Raw genomic sequence first — 17741 nt, 5'->3', positions numbered from 1 at the left:
GCTCAGGTATTTCGTTCTGGTTGCTACGGCGATGTCAAAGAGCGGCCGGCAACGCCGACCGCCCGAGGCAAGCAGACGAAATCCTACATTGCAAGCGGCCCCTGACGGTTCAGACGGGCTGCTCGACCTGATCGAGATAGGCGCCATAGCCTTCCGCCTCCATCCGATCGCGGGGCACGAAGCGGAGCGATGCCGAATTGATGCAATAGCGCAGGCCGCCCCGGTCCGGCGGGCCGTCGTCGAAGACATGGCCGAGATGGCTGTCGCCGTTCGCCGAGCGGACTTCGGTGCGGACCATGCCGTGGCTGGCGTCGCGCAGCTCGGCGACATTGGCGGGCTCGATCGGCTTGGTGAAGCTCGGCCAGCCGCAGCCGGATTCATACTTGTCGGACGATGCGAACAGCGGCTCGCCCGAGACTATGTCGACATAGATGCCCGGTTCCTTGTTGTTGAGATATTTGCCGGTGCCGGGCCGCTCGGTGCCGCTCTGCTGGGTCACGCGATACTCTTCGGGGGAAAGGGCGGCGACGGCTTCTTCGGTCTTGCGATACTGGGTCATGCGGATCTCCATTTCGCGCCCCATGTGGGGATGCGGAACTGCGGCTTCCACGGGTGCCGCGCGATCGGCTATCGATTCGAACATGGCTAGGAAGAAGCGCATCCTCACGGCCACACTGTCCGACGGCTACGTCAAGACGATCGGGCCGACCGCGGCGCCGTTCACGCATTACTGGCGGATCGTCGCCCATCTGGGCGGTGGCAAGACGGAAGTGTTCTGGGGCCACGCCAAATCGCTGCGCGAAGCGAGCGGCAAGAAGGCCGCTACTGCCGAGGCGGCGAAACAGCGCGGCTGGGAACGGTATGATTTCGAGATCGTCGCGCTCGTCGAAACGCCTCCTGACGGAGTATAGCGCGAAAGATCATCAAAGGTCCGCGAACAAGCACCGACCTACCGCCCTATCGCAGCATCGGAGCCGGACGGTCTATTAAGCTCGACCATGCGCTCTCCAAATGCAGGCTGCACGTTTAGAAGCGTCCACAGATGGATAGCCACCATTCTTAATGCTAGTGGGCGATCTTGGTAGTCGACTTCGTGCCGGTCGCTTGATAGATTGAACCTTCAATTAGAATTCGGGGTGGGGCAGTGCCGATTATTACTGGAACCGAGCAGTCCGACACGCTTGTCGGCACAGCGAACGACGACGTGATCGAAGGTCTGGGCGGCACCGACAACCTGAAGGGCAGCGCCGGCAACGACGTGCTGCGTGGCGGCGCCGGCGACGACTGGCTCGACGGCGGCTCCGGGGACGACAAAGTCGAGGGCGGCGACGGCACCGACTATATTACCGAGAACGAGGGCGGCGACGACTGGATCGACGGCGGCGCTGGCGCCGACAACATCACCATCCAGCGCGACTACCGGGCAACGCCCGACCATATCCGGATTGACGGAGGCAGCGGAAACGACCGGATCGTCTATTCGAACTACGGTATCAACAGTGCATCCACCACAAAGATCGATGCCGGCGAGGGCGACGATTCCATCGTGCTCGGGATCGTGCCTTTTGGTGTGGAACTGACGCTCGGTCTCGGCCGGGACACCATCGTTCTGAACCAACTGAGCTTTCCCGCGCCGGTCGTCATCACCGACTTCGCCGTCGGCGCCGGCGGCGATCGCATCGATTGGCTCACAGCGCTCGGTCATGGGCTGACCGGCTGGAACCAGTCGCTCAATCCGTTCCAGACCGGTCATCTGAGCGTTCGCCAGGACAATGCCGATACAGTGCTGGCGCGCGACATCGACGGCGTCGGCGGATTGGCACCCGTTGACATCCTCGTCCTCAAGAACGTGCTGGCTTCGACGCTCACGCTCGAAAATCTAGATGGTTATGCGGCCAACGGTTCCTTGCCGGCCGGGCTGGTCCTGACCGGAACGAATGGGCGCGACGAGTTCACGGGCAATGGCGGCCATGATTTGCTCCAGGGCGGGGGCGGCGACGATGTGCTGAACGGCGGGGGTGGTGACGACACGCTCGAGGGCGGCGACGGCTCGGACAGCCTTCAAGGCGCCACGGGGAGCGACACGCTGGCCGGCGGCGACGGCAACGACACTCTCTACGACGGTGGCGGCGGCAGCGATACGCTAGATGGCGGCGCCGGCGACGATTCGCTGTATATCTATCGGCTGAACCAGAGCCTGAACGAGAGCGTGACGCTGCGCGGCGGCGACGGCAACGACAACGTCATCGACTGGAGCTATGCCGCCGGATCGGTGACGATCGATGGCGGCGCGGGCGATGACACCATCAACCTGCTCAGTTCGACGCACTCGAACGTCATCACACTCGGCACCGGGCGCGACACGCTAAATCTCCAATCGTTCCAGGCGTGGAATATTGGCGCGACTACGCGCACGGTGACCGATTTCGCAACCGGCGCCACGGGGGATGTCGTGCTACTGCACAATTTCCTCACCGGCAGCGCATCGTGGGATCCCTCCACCAATCCATTCACCGTGGGCAAGCTGCGGCTGGTGCAGCAGGGCGCCGATGCGGTCCTTCAGGTGAACGGGCTTCCCGGCTATGGCTGGATGAACCTTCTGGTGTTCCAGAACCGCGGCGTCGGCAGCTTCACCGGGGAGAATTTTGGCGGTCTGTCGCCGGACGGCACGCCGCCGCCGGGCGTGACGCTCACCGGAACCGCGAACAACGACACGCTCACCGGCGGATTCGGGAACGACACGATCGAGGGATTGGGCGGTGAGGATATCCTGAGCGGTGGCGCAGGCAACGACACGATACGCGGCGGAGACGGCCGGGATACCCTCTACGGCGGATTCGGCAACGACCTGATCGAAGGCGGCAACGGCAATGATTTCATCTGGCTGGCGGATGAGGGCGGGTCGGACACGATCAGCGGCGACGCGGGCGACGATATCATCAGCGTGTCCGGCAACTATCACGGGGTGGTCGAGAACGTCACGATCTCGGCGGGAGCGGATAACGACGTCGTCCACTATGGGAACTTCAATCCCGGCTCGGTGACGATCGATCTCGGGGATGGAGCGGACACGGTCGACCTGATGGGCAACCGGGGTTCGACGGTGGTGACTCTTGGCGCCGGCGGCGACCTGGTGGAGTTCGATAGCTTCTACGCGACCTTGATCGGTGAGTTCACGATCACGCTGACCGATTTCAACCCGGGGCAGGACCGTCTCCACTGGGGCAGCTATTTTGCGCGCGAACTGTTCAACTGGGACCAGCAGAGCAATCCTTTCGCCACGGGCCATCTCTCGCTCGTCCAGAGCGGGGACAGCACGTCGCTGTACATCGACCGGGACGGCGCGGCGTCTTATTACGGGCCGACCTTGTTCCTGACCTTCACGAACGTACCGAAGGCTGCCCTGACACGCGCCCATTTCGACGGTCTCCCGCCCGATGGCTCGGACCTCGACAGACGGCTTGGCGGTAGTGCCGATGCCGACACCATGATCGGCGGCGGCGGCCACGACACATTGCTGGGCAGTGCCGGCGCCGACATTCTCGACGGGCGCGGCGGCCTCGACACCGCCGATTACTCGGACGCATTCGGCGCGGTGATCGTCAATCTCGCGGCGGGGGGCGGCCTGTGGAACGATGCCGAAGGCGACGTCCTCATCAGTATCGAGGATGTCACCGGCTCCGCCTGGGGTGACTGGCTCTATGGTAATGCCCAGTTCAATGTCCTGAAAGGCAATGCCGGCGACGATGTGCTGGTCGGCGGCGGCGGTGCGGACAGCCTCCAGGGAGGCGCCGGGACGGACACCGCCGATTACAGCGCGACTTATGGCGCAGTGATCGTCGACCTCGCGGCTGGCGGTGGTCTGTGGAACGACGCCCAGGGCGACATGCTCGACAGCATCGAGAACGTCGCCGGAACGGCGTGGAGCGACTGGCTCTACGGCGATGGCCGGGCCAACGTCCTTAGAGGCAATGGCGGAGCCGACACGCTCGACGGCCGGGCCGGCACGGACACGGCGGATTACAGCGCCAGCGCCGGCGCGGTGATCGTCGATCTTGCGGCCGGGGGCGGCCTCTGGAACGACGCCCAGGGCGACGTGCTCGCCGGCATCGAGAATCTCAGCGGCTCCGCGTCCAACGACTGGCTCTATGGCGATGCCCAGAACAACATTCTGAAAGGCAATGCCGGGTCCGACGCGCTCGATGGCAGGGCCGGCACGGATACCGCCGACTATGGCGGCAATTTCGGCGCGGTGTGGGTCAGCCTGGCGGCGGGGCGCGGCTATTGGAACTACGCCGAGGGCGACAGCTATAGCGGGATCGAGAACGTCGCCGGAACCGGCTTCGGCGATCTGATCGAGGGGAACGGTCTGGCCAACTCACTGGATGGCGGTAGCGGCGCCGACTTGCTGACCGGCCTGGCCGGCAACGACACCTTCGCTTTCTCCACCGCGCTCGGCGGCGGGAATATCGACACCATCTCCGACATGACCGCCGGATCGGACAAGATCGCGCTCGACAACGCGATCTTCGCGGGCTTTGCCGAGGGTGCGCTGTACAGCGGCGCCTTCCGGATCGGCGCCGCGGCGCAGGATGCAGACGACAACATCATCTACAATTCGGCGACGGGCGCGCTCTATTTCGATGCCGACGGCAACGGTGCCGGAGCCGCGATCCAGTTCGCGACGCTGCAAACCGGCCTTGCCTTGTCGGCGGGGGATTTCTGGGTGTTCTGATCGTGGCCGCCTCGCCCAGGCGAGGCGGCCGTTGAAAGCAGAGCTGTGCCACCGCGTTCGTGTCGGCGGCTCCGACGGCGCTGTGCCGGGTCGAACGTCCGGAGGCGCTAAGATTCAGTTGACGACATCGGTTTGAACCTTCCAAATGATGAAGATTCTCGCCCGCTCGACTCGGTCGCGCCGGCGAGATGCTCGCCCGAGTCTGTTGCAGTCCGCGGGTAGGACGTGTGCGTATCCCAGAAGCGTTTACTCAGTTCATGCAGGGAGACTGCAATGAAGCTCATCAGATATGCCGCGCTGTCGGCCGTGTCGGCGTCGTCATTCGTCGCCGCACTGGCGCTCACCACTACGGCCGCCCATGCTCAGGCCACGCGCACATGGGTTTCGGGCGTCGGCGACGACGTCAATCCCTGCAGCCGCACGGCGCCGTGCAAGACCTTCGCCGGCGCGATCTCGAAGACCGCTGCCGGCGGCGAGATCAACTGCATCGACCAGGGCGCCTATGGCGCGGTGACGATCACCAAGTCGATTGCGCTGGTCTGCGTGGGCGTGACCGCGGGGGTGCTCCATTCGGCGACCAACGGAATCATCATCAATGCGGCCGCGACCGACATCGTGTTCCTGAAGGGGCTCGATATCAACGGCTCGCCGCCCGCCGCGCCGGGACTGAACGGCGTTCGCTTCCTCTCGGGCGCCTCGCTGACGATCGAGGACACGATCATCCGCGGCTCGACCGGTGCCGCGCCCAATGGTTTTGGTGTCGCGTTCACGCCGAGCGTCGGTGCCGAGCTGTTGATGAACAACGTCATCATCTCCAACAACGGCAGCACGGGCAGCGCCACCGGCGGCGGCATCCTGGTCCAGCCCACGGGCGTGGGCGGGAACGCCAAGGTCACGCTGAACAATGTCCGGGTCCAGAACAATGGCGGAACCGGACTGAAGGTCGATTCGACGGGCAACACCAATGCGAGCGGCATCACCGTCGCGGCGCTGGACAGTCATTTCGACGGCAATGGCGACGGCATCACCGCGATCAACGCCGGCGGAACCAACCCGGTCGCGATATTGATCGACGGATCGACGCTCAACAATAATTCGGGCGCCGGGCTCATCGCCAACGGCAGTTCGATGCTGGTCCGAGTGAACAATACCACCATCACCGGCAACGTCCTGGGGCTGATCGCATTCGGCGGATCGACGATCAGCACCTATGGAAACAATCGCGTAATCGGCAATCCGACGAATGGCGTGCCTAACAACGGGTCGTTCTCGAACGCGATTCCGTCTCAGTAGCGGGTATCGGAGACAATTGCCGGGTGGCCTGCGAGGCCATCCGGCAGCCACCGCGCAATCTCGCCACAGCAAGGCGCACCAACTCCGCAGTTCGACGAAAGCGCGGTTCGGCGATTTTAGCGCCAGAACTCAATTAGATTCACGGTCAACGCTTTAATCGCAGCCTAATCCCTCTCCCTTGATGGGAGAGGGAATGATTGGGCCGGTCATTCCCCCGGTATGGCCGACCCGGCGATCCCATCAAGGGGGAGGGCTTCGCAGGCCTGCTCGGCTAATTGAGTCGTGACCCTAGCATCGGCCGCCTCGCACATCGTGCGCCGAGCAGCGGCGGCACGTTGGCACGCTCAGGCCCGGACCACCTTGTCGCTGACGATCCCCGCTTTCCCGCACGCATTGCGCGTATCGATCACCAGTGCCGCGGCCTCAACCAGCGCGGCATAGTCGACCGCGTCGTGATCGGTGGCGATCAGCACCGCGTCGTACTTCGCGACCTCGGTCGGATCCCATGCCACGCCGTGGCGATAGTTGAGCGTCGGGTGCTCGCGCGTGCCGTTGATCTGGGCGACGTGGGGATCGTGGAAGTCGGCGGTGGCGCCGCGGGCCTCGATCATCTCCATCAGGCGAAGCGAGGGACTTTCGCGGATGTCGTCGACATTCTTCTTGTAGGCGACGCCGAGCACGAGGATGCGCGCGCCGCGCAGGCCCCGGCCGAGGCGCGCATCGAGCGTATCCGCCATCACCCGCACGACATGCTGCGGCATGTCCGCGTTGATCTGGCCCGCGAGCTCGATGAATTTGGTGTGCTGGTTATACTCGCGCGCCTTCCAGGTGAGATAGAAGGGGTCGATCGGGATGCAGTGTCCGCCGAGGCCGGGTCCCGGATAGAAGGGCATGAAGCCGAACGGCTTCGACTTGGCCGCGTCGATCACTTCCCAGACGTCGATGTCCATCGCAGTGAAGATCAGCTTGAGCTCGTTGACCAATGCGATGTTGACCGCGCGAAAGACGTTCTCGGTGATCTTGACGGCCTCGGCAGTCGCAGCGGAGGAGACGGCGATCGTCTTCGGGACGACGTGCTTGTAGAGCGCGAGCGCGAGATCGGCCGAGACCTGATCGTCGGCGCCGACCACCTTGGGGATCTGCGTGGTCGAATAGGTCGGGTTGCCGGGATCCTCGCGCTCGGGCGAGTAAGCGAGGAAGAAGTCCTTGCCCGCCACGAGCCCGCCGGCCTCGAGGATCGGCTGCATCACTTCGCGGGTGGTGCCGGGATAGGTGGTCGATTCGAGGATGACGAGCTGGCCCTTGCGCAGCGTCTTCGCGATCGCCTCTGTGGTCGCCTCGACATATTTGAGGTCGGGCTCGAGATGGCGCGACAGCGGCGTGGGGACGCAGATCAGCAGCACATCGGCCTCGCCGAGCCGATCGAGATCGGCGGTGGCATCCAGCCGCTTCGCCTCGACCTGCGGCGCGATGCGCGCGCCTTCGATGTGCTTGATGTAGCTCTCGCCGGCCTTGAGTGCGTCGATCTTGGCGTCATCGAGGTCGAAGGCGAGGACGGGACAATTCGCTTCGCAAAAGGCCACGGCGAGCGGCAGGCCGACATAGCCCATGCCGATGACGCCGATCTTCGCAGTGCCGCCTTCGATACGCGCCTGGAGCTTCAGTCCGTGCGCCGGCCATTCGATACTCATGCAATCCCCGTCAGCGAAGTGGAGCCTTCAGGACCCGCTATCGCTCAACGGAGGTTTCAAGATCGATAATGCTCCAGATACCAATCGACGAAGCGCGCGACGCCGACCGAGGGCGGAGTCGACGGCGCATAGCCGGTGAGGCGGCGGAGCAAGGCCGACGAGGCTTCGGTGGCGGGAACGTCGCCCTGTTGCATCGGCAGGAAGTTCTTGATCGCTTCGCGACCCAGTGCAGTCTCGAGCGCGCCGATATAGTCCATCAGCGGGGTCGGCTGGCCGTTGCCGATATTGACCGAGCGGAACGGCGCGACGGGGGAGAGGCTGTCGCCCTCGACCGGCTGGCGGCCGGGCACTGCGTCGGTGAGCTTCACGATCGATTCGGCGAGGTCGTCGATGTACGTGAAATCGCGCACCATGTTGCCGTTGTTGTAGACGTCGATCGGTTCGCCCGCGAGAATCGCCTTGGTGAACTTGAACAGCGCCATGTCGGGCCGGCCCCATGGGCCGTACACCGTGAAGAAGCGGAAGAAAGTCATCGGCGTGCCGAAGAGATGGCTGTAGCTATGGCCCATCAGCTCGGTCGCGCCCTTGGTGGCGGCATAGAGGCTGAGCGGTGTTTGGGTGCGCTGCGTCTCTTCGAACGGCATTTCGGTGTTGGCGCCGTAGACCGAGCTGGTCGAGGCGGCGAGCAGGTGCCGGACGGGATTATGTCGGGCGAGCTCGAGCACATTGTGCGTGCCGACGATGTTCGCGCCGATGTAGCTGCGCGGCTCGTCGATCGAATAGCGCACGCCTGCCTGGGCGGCGAGGTGGATCACGGTGTCTGGCTCGAACGCAGTCCAGGCGGCGGCGAACGCGTCATTGTCCTCGATCGATACGCGGGCGAGCGAGAATTCGGCATGGTTGCCGAGAATGTCGGTGCGCGCTTCCTTGAGGGCGACGTCGTAATATGCCGAGAAATTGTCGACGCCGAGCACGGTGGCGCCCTGCTGGAGCAATTTGCTGCAGGTGTGGAAGCCGATGAATCCCGCCGAGCCCGTGACCAGGACTCGCTTGCCGTTGCTCGTCATATGTTCCTGCCTGCTGAACCGGACCGTTTCGGCTTCGGCTAACCTCCAAAGGTTACCAGCGGGTCAGCGCGGGCGTGTCAAGGACCGCGCGGCGGCCCGGACTCCCAATATGGTGAAGCCTGGAGTAAATAGGCCCCGCGACTCAGGGAGTTAAGGTCGTGAAAGAATCGAAAAGGGACGAGGATGTCGTCGCCGAACAGCGTGCGGCGGAGCAGGAAGTCAGTCATTCGCAGGAAATGACGGTCGAGCCGAAGGCCTATGCGTTCGACGGCTGGGCGATGGTGCCGCTGGAATTCGATCCGGTCTGACCGCCCGAGCAGGCCGGGCAACCGGGATCCTTGGGCAGTGCGAGGCTGCGGAAGCGCAGCGACAGCGCGTCGACCAGCAGCAGCTTGCCGGCGCTGTCTTCGCCGAAGGGCGCGCAGGCGCGGATCGCTTCCAGCGCGGCGAGGCTGCCCATCACCCCGGTGAGCGCGCCGAGCACGCCCTGTTCGGCGCAGGTCGCCTCGGGTCGCTCGGGATCGGCGCCGACGAAGCAGCGGTAACAGGGCTTGTCGGCCTCCCAGCCGCGGAAGGTGCCGAGCTGACCTTCGAACTCGGCGACTGCGGCGGAGACCAGGGGAATGCGCAAGGCAAGCGCGGCGTCGGCGACCGCGAGCCGGGTGGCGAAATTGTCGGAGCCGTCGAGGATCGCGTCGGGCGCGTGCTCGTGGAGCAATGCCGTTGCATTGGCGGCGGTGATCCGGGTCTCGATCGCGTCGAAGCGGACATCGGGATTGAGCCGGGCGACGGCCTCTCGCGCGGCGGTCACCTTGGGCGTGCCGATCTGATCGGTGCCGTAGAGCGTCTGGCGCTGGAGATTGGAGAGTGCGACCGCGTCGTCGTCGATCAGGCTGATCCGGCCGACCCCGGCCGCCGCGAGATACTGGATCGCCGGCGAGCCGATGCCGCCGGCGCCGACCAGCAGGACATGGCTGGCGAGCAGCCGCATCTGCCCCGCGCCGCCCACTTCGCGCAGCACGATGTGGCGAGCGTAGCGATCGAGCTGGGTGTCGCTGAGACTCATGGCTTCCATGTAAAGGTCAGGCTGACGCGATACCATTGTTCGGCGGCATTGGTACGCGGCAGCAAATTGTTGCGCGCGAAGCCGGCGACCAAAGCGGCGGCATATTGCTCGACCGTGGGGCAGCGGATGGCGCGCGGCACGGCTGTGCGGATGCCGTTCGCTTCATCGACCAGCACCGCGACCTCGACCGTGATCGTGCCGGGTTTGGGCAGCGGGCATTTGCGCGAAACGGCCTGGCGCTGGACGAAGGCCTGCATCTCGGCAGTGAGGATCGGCGGGGCCCGATACGGAAGCGGGGCGAGCCCGTTCCAGTCGATCGCGGCGCTCTGCAGCGTCGCCGCCAAAGCGAGGAGCGCGATCACATGCCGGTGGAGCCGAAGCCGCCGGCTCCTCGCAGGGTTTCGTCAAGTGACGCGACTTCGTCGAGCGCTGCCCGCTGCACGACGGCGGGGACGAGCTGGGCGATCCGCTCGCCGCGCGCGATCGGAAAGGGCGCGCTGCCGAGATTGGCGAGGATCACCTTCACTTCGCCGCGATAATCGCTGTCGATCGTGCCGGGGGTGTTGAGACACGTGACGCCGTGCTTGAGCGCTAGCCCCGAGCGCGGACGGACCTGCACCTCATATCCGTCGGGAATAGCCATCGCGAAGCCGGTGGCGATCGCGTGGCGGGCGCCGGGCGCGAGGATGAGATCCTCCGCCGCGACCACGTCCATCCCCGCGGCGCCATGCGTCGCATAGGCCGGAAGCGGCAAGCCCTCGCCGTGGGGCAGGCGCTGGACGGCAATGCGGATCGGGAGGGGCATGTCAGCCTTTCCTGGGGAGCGCGGCGGCGAGGCGTTCGGCCGCGCTCAGCACTTCGGGGTCGTCGAGGATCTCGTGGCCCTTGCCGGGCAGCACGCGATAGTCGGTGGCGATCCCGCGCAGCGCCAGCGCCTCGGCATAAGCGCGCGAGAATTTGGGCGGAGTGATCGGGTCGTCGGCACCGACGACCAATGCGGCACGCAGCTCGAGCTGGGCACCGCCGACCGTCTGGAGCGGATCGAGGCTCTGGACGGGCTGATCGAACGGCGCGTTGGGGATGCGCGCCTTCATGTGGCGGCGCCATTCGGGAAGGCTGCACGGGCAGGCGGCGAGCAGCAGCCCGTCGAGTAGCTCGGGGCGGGTGCCGGCAAGATCGGCCGCCATCGCCGCACCGCCCGAATGGCCGATCAGGATGAGCCGGGCCTGGGGGTAACGCGCGCGGAGCTTGCGCAGCGAGGCGCTCACCGCCTCGAGCCGGTCGAGCGTGTAATTGTCGCCGGTGGTCAGGCCGCGCTCGCCGGGAGAGCGATTGCCTTGCGGATCCTCATAGCCGGGGCGCAGCAGCGCGACGACGCGCGAATTGGGGATATGCGCAGCGAGGTCCTCGGAGAAGGCGTACTGGTAGCCGGGTTTCTCGGTCGGGGCGTCGCCGTGGAGAACGACGAGGAGGGTCGCCGGGTGCGCCGCGCCGAAGCTGCGTGCATAAAGGGCGTCGCCCGCGTCGGCGGTTTGCAGCGCGGTCGAGGTTGCGGTGCAGGCGGCAAGGAGCAGGGGGAGGAGCGCGAGGCTAGAGCGCATCGGCGATCCGCTCCGCGAGCCGGCGCGCGACTTCGGCCTTGGGCAGGCGATCCCAATGTTCGACGCCGGCGGCGGTGACGAGATGCACGGTGTTGGCTTCACCCCCCATGACGTCGCCCGAAACGTCGTTGGCGACAATCCAGTCGGCGGCCTTGCGGGTCCTTTTTGCGGTGGCGTGTTCGATCACCCGCTCGGTTTCGGCGGCGAAGCCCACGACCAGCTTCGGGCGGCGCGGATCCTGCGCCAGCGACGCGAGGATGTCGGGGTTTTCGGAGAGCGCCAGCGACGGCGGCGCGTCGCCTTTCTTGAGCTTCTGCGCGGCCGCTTCGGCGCGCCAGTCGCCGACCGCGGCGACCATCACCGCGGCATCGGCGGGGAGGGCTGTCGCGACGGCCTCGGCCATTTCCCGGGCGGTCTCGACATCGATGCGGGTGACATCGGCGGGGGTGGGGAGCGTAACCGGACCGGACACCAGCGTGACGCGGGCGCCGAGGCGGGCGAGCGCCTCGGCGATCGCATAGCCCTGGCGGCCCGAGGAGCGGTTGGCGATGTAACGAACCGGATCGATCGGTTCGTGGGTGGGGCCGGCGGTGACGAGGATGTGCTTGCCGGTCAGCCGCTGGTCCATGCCCAGATGCGCCTGGATTGCGGCGAGGATCGCCTCAGGCTCGGGAAGGCGGCCGGGGCCATATTCGCCGCACGCCATCGGGCCCTCGTCAGGCTCGAGAATCGTGACGCCGTCGGCGCGCAGCCGGGCGACGTTGCGGACCGTCGCGGCGTGCTGCCACATCCGGACGTTCATCGCGGGGGCGGCGAGGACGGGCTTGTCGGTGGCGAGGAGCAGGGTCGTGGCGAGATCGTCGGCGAGGCCGGCGGCCATCTTCGCGAGCAGATCGGCGGTGGCGGGGGCAACGACGACCAGATCGGCCTCGCGGCTCAACTGGATATGCCCCATCTCGGCCTCGTCCTTGAGGTCCCAGAGCGTCGTATAGACCTGGTTCTCGGAGAGCGCGGCGAGCGTCATCGGCGTGACGAAGTGGCTGCCTCCCTCGGTCAGCACGACTTTCACGCCGATTCCGGCCTTGCGGCACAGCCGGACCAGCTCGCAAGCCTTGTATGCCGCGATGCCGCCGCCCACGATCAGCAAGATGCGCTTCATCGCGCCACCCTTGTCACCGTTATGCGTCGCCTGTCGAGGCTCGGGCGAAACAAGTCGCGCAATCCATCGGGCACGAAGACCAGCCCGACGAGGAATAGCGGCGCCACCATCAGCGCCCAATAAAAGGTGTCGAGGCGCGCAAAGACCCCGATCAGCGCCGCATAGCATGCGAAAACGACCAGCATGCGAAGCCCCAGCGGGTCGTTCCACGATGCCCAGCCGAACAGGCAGAGTCCGACGATCAATGCCGCTGCGGCGATCGGAACGAGCTGGAGCGCAGTGGCCAGCGCGATGGCCTTCACGAAAAAGCCGAAGCCGAGCAGTCCGCTCCAGCCGGGGGAGGCGGGATCGAGCGGGCCGGTGACGCCGGTGACGGCCCAGGCGTGCGCGGCAAGCGCGGCGGCAAACAGGGTCAGCGCGGCAATCCAGCCCAGCGCCTCGCGCCGCTCGCCTTCGAGCCATGCTATCGCCAGCATCACGACCGCATAGAGCGCTGCGGTCTCGCGGATCAGCATCGCGACGAGTCCGAACGCGACTGCTTCGACCCACCGGCCGGGCCGGCGCAGTCCGAGCGAGAGCGCGATCAGCAGCCCTGCCCAGATCTCGTGAAAGGCGGCGAGATCGGGCTGCAGGAAAGCGAGCATCGACCCGATCAGCAGCACGCCCGCGAAGATGCGCGGCACTGCGCGCGGCAGCGCCTCGCGGAGGCGAAGTACCCAGACCAGCCCGACATAAGCGGCGAGCAGATAGAGCAACGCTGCCGGCCCCCAGGCGGGCAGGGCCGCCTGCAGCACGGCGAGCGATGGCATGCGGACGGTGAAGAACGGACGCAGCGGATAGCCGCCGGCGCGCAGCGTGTCGGTCGCGACGGTGTAATAGTCGCCGCCGCCCTTCACTCCCGCGACGATCTTTTCATAGACCATCAGATCGGTCTGGTCTGACTGGCTGGCCCCGGACCCGCCCGAGACCGCTGCGGGATCGGGCACGGTGAGCGCGGTCAGGCAGGCGAGGAGCAGCAGCACCAGCAGCCCGATCGCGATCCGCGCGCGCGATTTGCGCAAGCCGGCGAAACGACTGGGGGCGGCGAGCCAAAGAGTGGCGGAACGGGCCATGCTGGCGCGGGACTACACGGACGGTGGAGCCGGTGTCGAGAGGCTCGCTTCGCTCGTCTCCGCCTCTCCTCTGCGGGGCGGAATTCTGCGGGGAGGGATTTCTACAGGAACGCTATCCACATCGCCGCGGCGCTCGCGGCCGCGGCGAGCACCGCCACCGCCGCATAGCGCCAGCCGCCGCCGACGCGGACCACTTCGATCTCGCGCAAGGGCGGGGCGGGAGGCGCGCCGCCGGGTGTCGGGTAGCGCAATTCGATGTTGCGGATGAGCTGGGGCAGGCGGGCGAGGGTGCGCAGATCGGTGATGATCCGGTCGGCCACCGCGGCCTCGGGGCCGAGTTCGGTGCGGATCCATTCGCGGACGAACGGGGCCGAGGTTTCCCACAGGTTGATCTCGGGATCGAGCCCGCGCGCGACGCCTTCGACCATCACCATCGTCTTCTGGAGGAGGAGGAGATGCGGCTGGGTCTGCATGTCGAAATCGCGCGTGATGTTGAACAGCCCGTCGAGCATCGCGCCGACCGACATGTCCTTGACCGGGAGACCGCGCATCGGCTCGCCGACGGCGCGCAAGGCAGTGGCGAACTCGGCGACATTGTGGTGCGGGGGAACGTATCCGGCCTCGAAATGGATTTCGGCGACGCGTTTATAATTGCCGGTGATCAGGCCGTAGAGAATCTCGGCGAGCCAGACGCGGGCGCGGCGATCGATCCGGCCCATGATGCCGAAGTCGATCGCGGCGATGCGGCCGTCGGGGAGCGCGAAGAGATTCCCCTGGTGCATGTCGGCGTGGAAGAAGCCTTCGGCGATCGCCTGGCGCAGGAACGCGCGGATCAGCTTGCCGGCGAGCGCGGTCGTGTCGTGCCCGGCGGCGACCAGAGCGGCGCGGTCCGACAGCTTGATGCCGTCGAGCCATTCGAGGACGAGCACCTTGCCGGTGGTGCGCTGCCAATCGATCGCGGGGACGTAGAAATCGGGCTCGGCGGTCATGCCCTCGGCGAGCTCGGAGGCCGAGGCGGCTTCGCGGCGCAAGTCGAGCTCGCGCGCGGTCCAGCGCTTGAAGGTCTCGATGATCAGACGGGGACGCAGCCGCGCGGCCTCGCCGCCCATGCCCTCGACCTGGGCGGCGGCCCATTCATAGGTTTCGATCGCCCTTGCGAATTCGGCCTCGACGCCGGGGCGCAGCACCTTGACCGCGACCTGCGCGCCCTCGGTGGTGACAGCGCGGTGGACCTGCGCGATCGAGGCGGCGCCGACCGGGGTTTCGTCGATCGAGGCGAAGAAGGTCTCGAGCGGGCGACCATAGGAGGATTCGATACGCTCGCGGATCACCGCGAAGGAGAGCGGCGGAAGCGCGTCCTGGAGGCGGAGCAGATCGTGCGCGGCTTCCTCGCCGACCAGATCCGGACGGGTGGCGAGCGTCTGGCCGAGCTTGATCGCGGCGGGACCGATCGCCTGGAAGGCGTCGGCGTAGCGCGGCGTCGTGGGGATGCGCGCGCCGAAGCGGGCGATGCGGGCGATGCGGCGAACCGGCTTCGGCGTGTTGGGATCGCGCTCAATGCCGCGCAGCGCGCCGTGACGCGCAAGGATGCGGCCCCATTTGAGCAGGCGGTAAAGGTGGACGGGCGGGGCGGTCACAGGCGGTTCAAATCTTCCAGCCGCTGTGGATCGCGACGAGGCCACCGAGCAGCGGCTCGACCTTGGTCTGGGTGAAGCCGGCGTCGCGGATCATCGCCTCGAACTCGGGCATCGGCGGGAAGCGGCGGATCGATTCGATTAGGTAGCGGTAGGAATCGGCATCGTTGGCGAGCAGCCTGCCGAGCCTAGGCACCAGATGGTGCGAATAGGCGTCATAGACCTGCGCGAAGCCCGGCCACTGCGTCGTCGAGAATTCGAGCACGTAGAAGCGGCCGCCGCGCTTCAGCACGCGGTGCGCCTCGCGGAGCGCCGCGGGGATGTCGGTCACGTTCCTTATGCCAAAGGCGATCGTGTAGGCATCGAAGAACTTGTCGGGGAATTGCAGCGTCTCGGCATTGGCCTCGGTCCAGACGAGGCCGTCGATCCCGCGCTGTGCGGCGCGCTCGACGCCTACGCCAAGCATCTCCGGATTGATGTCGGCGACGGTAATCGCTGCACCCGAGGGGACCATGCGGAAGGCGATGTCGCCGGTGCCGCCGGCCATGTCGAGGATGTGCTCGCCGGCGCGGGGCTTCACCCGCCGGACGAACAGATCCTTCCACAGACGGTGAAGGCCGCCCGACATGGCATCGTTCATCAGATCGTATTTCGACGCGACGCTGGAGAAGACTTCGCCGACGCGGGCGGTTTTGTCCTCGGGGGCGATGTCTTCGTAGCCGAAGGAGACGGTGTCGGGCATGGCTGCGCTCTAGCGGGGGGAGGGGAGCGCGGCTAGGGGGTTGGCATGCCAGAGCTCCCCGAAGTCGAGACGACCGTGCGTGGACTCGAGCCGGTGCTGCAAGGCGCGCGGATCGAACGGGTGACCTTGCGGCGCAGCGATTTGCGCCGGCCGTTCCCGCCCGATCTGGGGCAGAGGCTGACCGGCGCGACCGTAACCGGGCTGGGACGGCGCGCCAAATATGGGCTGATCGATACCGATCGCGGCGATACGCTCGTCTTCCATCTCGGCATGTCGGGGCGGTGGCGGATCGATCCCGAGGAATTGGGCAAGCACGACCATTTCGTGATCGAGACCGTCAGGCACCGGCTCGCGCTCAACGATGCGCGACGATTCGGATCGATCGACCTGGTGTCGACCGGGGAGCTGGCGGAATGGCCGGCATTCAAGGCGCTGGGCCCTGAGCCGCTGGGGCCGGACTTCGACGCGGCGCATCTGGCCAAGGCCTTCGAGGACCGGACCGCTCCGGTGAAGGCGCTGCTGCTCGATCAGCGGATCGTCGCGGGCCTGGGCAATATCTATGTGTGCGAGGCGCTGTATCTCGCGCGAATCGCCCCGACCCGGCCGGCCGGGACGATCAGCAGGGCGCGGCTGACGAAACTGGTCGAAGCGGTGCGCGAGGTACTGACCGCGGCGATTCGCGCGGGCGGTTCGACGCTCCGGGACTATGCGCGGCCCGACGGCGAGCTCGGCTATTTCGCCAAGGAATGGCGCGTCTATGGCCGCGAAGGCGAGCCTTGCGAATGCGGAGGGCTGGTGGAGCGGCGAGTCGATTCGGGACGATCGACCTTCTGGTGTCCGCGATGCCAGAAATGATGGGCCAGAAATGATTGACCCGAATCGCCTCAGACGTTAAGGGGCTCGCCTTTCCCGGCGTGGGCCTCCCGCGCCTCTCCAATTGAGCAGGAACGAGACGGCATGGCGAATACGCCGCAAGCGAAGAAGCGCATCCGGCGGAACGACCGCCGTGCGGAAATCAACGGCAACCGCGTGAGCCGTATCCGGACCTTCATCAAGAAGGTCGAGTCGGCGCTCGAATCGGGCGACAAGGCCGCGGCCACCGTCGCGCTCGCCGCCGCGCAGCCCGAGCTGCAGCGGGGCGTCGCCAAGGGCGTGCTGCACAAGAATACCGCCAGCCGGAAGTTCTCGCGCCTCAACAAGCGCGTCCAAGCGCTGGCATAAGCGTCACATTTCCGTAACGTTACCCCGTCGGAGCTGCTCCGGCGGGGTTTTTCGCGTGTGCAGCAAAGCACTTGGCGGCTGTTGCCGATTGGGACAGCATAAGTGGCGGAAAACCAACGATTCGCATCCTTCAATTTTATGAAGGTTGTCGTAAGTTGCTGATTTCTTAGGTAGAAAATTGTGACATGACGGAAAACCGTGGGTTCTTCCGAGTCAACAAAACTATTTCACTTTCTTTGCACATCGCCCCCTTGCTCGACTCGAATTTCGGTTCCTAAAACAGTCCTCCCGGTCGTGTTTCGTGCCGGGGTTGTGAAGCTCGACGCGCCAGCCTGGGGGCAAGATTCCGGCTGCAGTAGAGCCTTAGGTCGTAGCGGGTTTACGCGCGGAAAGGGTCTGCTTTCCGCGAAGGAGGGGTGC

Annotated in this window: 17 protein-coding genes; 6 read left to right on the top strand and 11 right to left on the bottom strand. The window is 66.1% G+C overall.

Features of this window, described 5'->3' with window-relative positions; all coding sequences use genetic code 11:
• Positions 1-109: 109 nt before the first annotated feature.
• Positions 110-559 (bottom strand): peptide-methionine (R)-S-oxide reductase MsrB, encoded by a 450-nt coding sequence (msrB, locus tag BR78_RS0109850; RefSeq protein ID WP_025561093.1) that lies wholly within the window; start codon positions 557-559, stop codon positions 110-112.
• A gap of 82 nt (positions 560-641) precedes the next feature.
• Between msrB and BR78_RS0109845 the strand changes: the two genes are divergently transcribed.
• The 3 genes from BR78_RS0109845 (at position 642) to BR78_RS0109835 (ending at position 6028) form a co-directional block, all read left to right on the top strand.
• Positions 642-911 (top strand): hypothetical protein, encoded by a 270-nt coding sequence (locus tag BR78_RS0109845; protein ID WP_025561095.1) that lies wholly within the window; start codon positions 642-644, stop codon positions 909-911.
• Positions 912-1144: 233 nt separating this feature from the next.
• The gene (locus tag BR78_RS0109840) at positions 1145-4735 is read left to right on the top strand and encodes a beta strand repeat-containing protein (RefSeq protein ID WP_081855722.1); all 3591 of its coding nucleotides are present in this window, start codon (positions 1145-1147) and stop codon (positions 4733-4735) included.
• Between the two features lie 273 nt (positions 4736-5008).
• Positions 5009-6028, top strand: a complete 1020-nt coding sequence (locus BR78_RS0109835; protein WP_051683283.1) for a right-handed parallel beta-helix repeat-containing protein — start codon at positions 5009-5011, stop codon at positions 6026-6028.
• 344 nt (positions 6029-6372) lie between these two features.
• On the opposite strand, the gene BR78_RS0109830 is transcribed toward BR78_RS0109835, so the two are convergent.
• Both BR78_RS0109830 and BR78_RS0109825 read right to left on the bottom strand, forming a co-directional pair.
• The gene (locus BR78_RS0109830) at positions 6373-7719 is read right to left on the bottom strand and encodes a nucleotide sugar dehydrogenase (protein WP_029936364.1); all 1347 of its coding nucleotides are present in this window, start codon (positions 7717-7719) and stop codon (positions 6373-6375) included.
• A gap of 56 nt (positions 7720-7775) precedes the next feature.
• A complete protein-coding gene (locus BR78_RS0109825; RefSeq protein ID WP_029936363.1) occupies positions 7776-8786 on the bottom strand; it encodes an NAD-dependent epimerase/dehydratase family protein in 1011 nt (336 codons plus the stop codon).
• 158 nt (positions 8787-8944) lie between these two features.
• On the opposite strand from BR78_RS0109825, the gene BR78_RS21700 reads away from it, so the two are divergent.
• Positions 8945-9094, top strand: coding sequence for a hypothetical protein (locus tag BR78_RS21700; protein ID WP_156022285.1), 150 nt, complete (start codon positions 8945-8947; stop codon positions 9092-9094).
• On the opposite strand, the gene BR78_RS0109815 is transcribed toward BR78_RS21700, so the two are convergent.
• The 8 genes from BR78_RS0109815 to BR78_RS0109780 all read right to left on the bottom strand — a co-directional run bounded on the left by BR78_RS0109815 (position 9043) and on the right by BR78_RS0109780 (position 16100).
• Positions 9043-9852 carry a HesA/MoeB/ThiF family protein gene (locus tag BR78_RS0109815; protein WP_051683310.1) on the bottom strand — a complete coding sequence of 270 codons (810 nt, stop codon included), beginning with the start codon at positions 9850-9852 and terminating at the stop codon, positions 9043-9045. The two genes, BR78_RS21700 and BR78_RS0109815, sit on opposite strands and share 52 nt — an antisense overlap.
• Positions 9849-10214: a hypothetical protein gene (locus BR78_RS0109810; protein WP_029936361.1), complete on the bottom strand. Its 366-nt coding sequence runs from the start codon at positions 10212-10214 to the stop codon at positions 9849-9851. Before BR78_RS0109810 ends, BR78_RS0109815 begins: the two co-directional genes overlap by 4 nt.
• Positions 10211-10657, bottom strand: a complete 447-nt coding sequence (gene dut / locus BR78_RS0109805; RefSeq protein ID WP_029936360.1) for a dUTP diphosphatase — start codon at positions 10655-10657, stop codon at positions 10211-10213. The genes BR78_RS0109810 and dut overlap by 4 nt, the downstream gene beginning before the upstream one ends.
• A 1-nt stretch (position 10658) precedes the next feature.
• Positions 10659-11453: an alpha/beta hydrolase gene (locus BR78_RS0109800; protein ID WP_029936359.1), complete on the bottom strand. Its 795-nt coding sequence runs from the start codon at positions 11451-11453 to the stop codon at positions 10659-10661.
• Positions 11443-12612, bottom strand: a complete 1170-nt coding sequence (gene coaBC / locus BR78_RS0109795) for a bifunctional phosphopantothenoylcysteine decarboxylase/phosphopantothenate--cysteine ligase CoaBC (RefSeq protein ID WP_029936358.1) — start codon at positions 12610-12612, stop codon at positions 11443-11445. The genes BR78_RS0109800 and coaBC overlap by 11 nt, the downstream gene beginning before the upstream one ends.
• Positions 12609-13724, bottom strand: coding sequence for a hypothetical protein (locus BR78_RS0109790; RefSeq protein ID WP_029724759.1), 1116 nt, complete (start codon positions 13722-13724; stop codon positions 12609-12611). The genes coaBC and BR78_RS0109790 overlap by 4 nt, the downstream gene beginning before the upstream one ends.
• A 101-nt stretch (positions 13725-13825) precedes the next feature.
• The gene (ubiB, locus tag BR78_RS0109785; RefSeq protein ID WP_029936357.1) at positions 13826-15361 is read right to left on the bottom strand and encodes a 2-polyprenylphenol 6-hydroxylase; all 1536 of its coding nucleotides are present in this window, start codon (positions 15359-15361) and stop codon (positions 13826-13828) included.
• Between the two features lie 7 nt (positions 15362-15368).
• Positions 15369-16100, bottom strand: coding sequence for a class I SAM-dependent methyltransferase (locus BR78_RS0109780; protein ID WP_029724757.1), 732 nt, complete (start codon positions 16098-16100; stop codon positions 15369-15371).
• Positions 16101-16145: 45 nt separating this feature from the next.
• Here BR78_RS0109780 and mutM point away from each other — a divergent pair, with 45 nt between their 5' ends.
• Positions 16146-16955 carry a bifunctional DNA-formamidopyrimidine glycosylase/DNA-(apurinic or apyrimidinic site) lyase gene (gene mutM / locus BR78_RS0109775; protein ID WP_029936356.1) on the top strand — a complete coding sequence of 270 codons (810 nt, stop codon included), beginning with the start codon at positions 16146-16148 and terminating at the stop codon, positions 16953-16955.
• A gap of 102 nt (positions 16956-17057) precedes the next feature.
• Positions 17058-17321 (top strand): 30S ribosomal protein S20, encoded by a 264-nt coding sequence (gene rpsT / locus BR78_RS0109770; RefSeq protein WP_029724298.1) that lies wholly within the window; start codon positions 17058-17060, stop codon positions 17319-17321.
• Positions 17322-17741 lie beyond the last annotated feature (420 nt).

This window comes from Sphingomonas sp. UNC305MFCol5.2, from assembly GCF_000712135.1.
Lineage (GTDB): Bacteria > Pseudomonadota > Alphaproteobacteria > Sphingomonadales > Sphingomonadaceae > Sphingomonas.
Note: the sequence above shows the minus strand (reverse complement) of the source record. Positions and strands in the feature narration are given on the sequence as shown.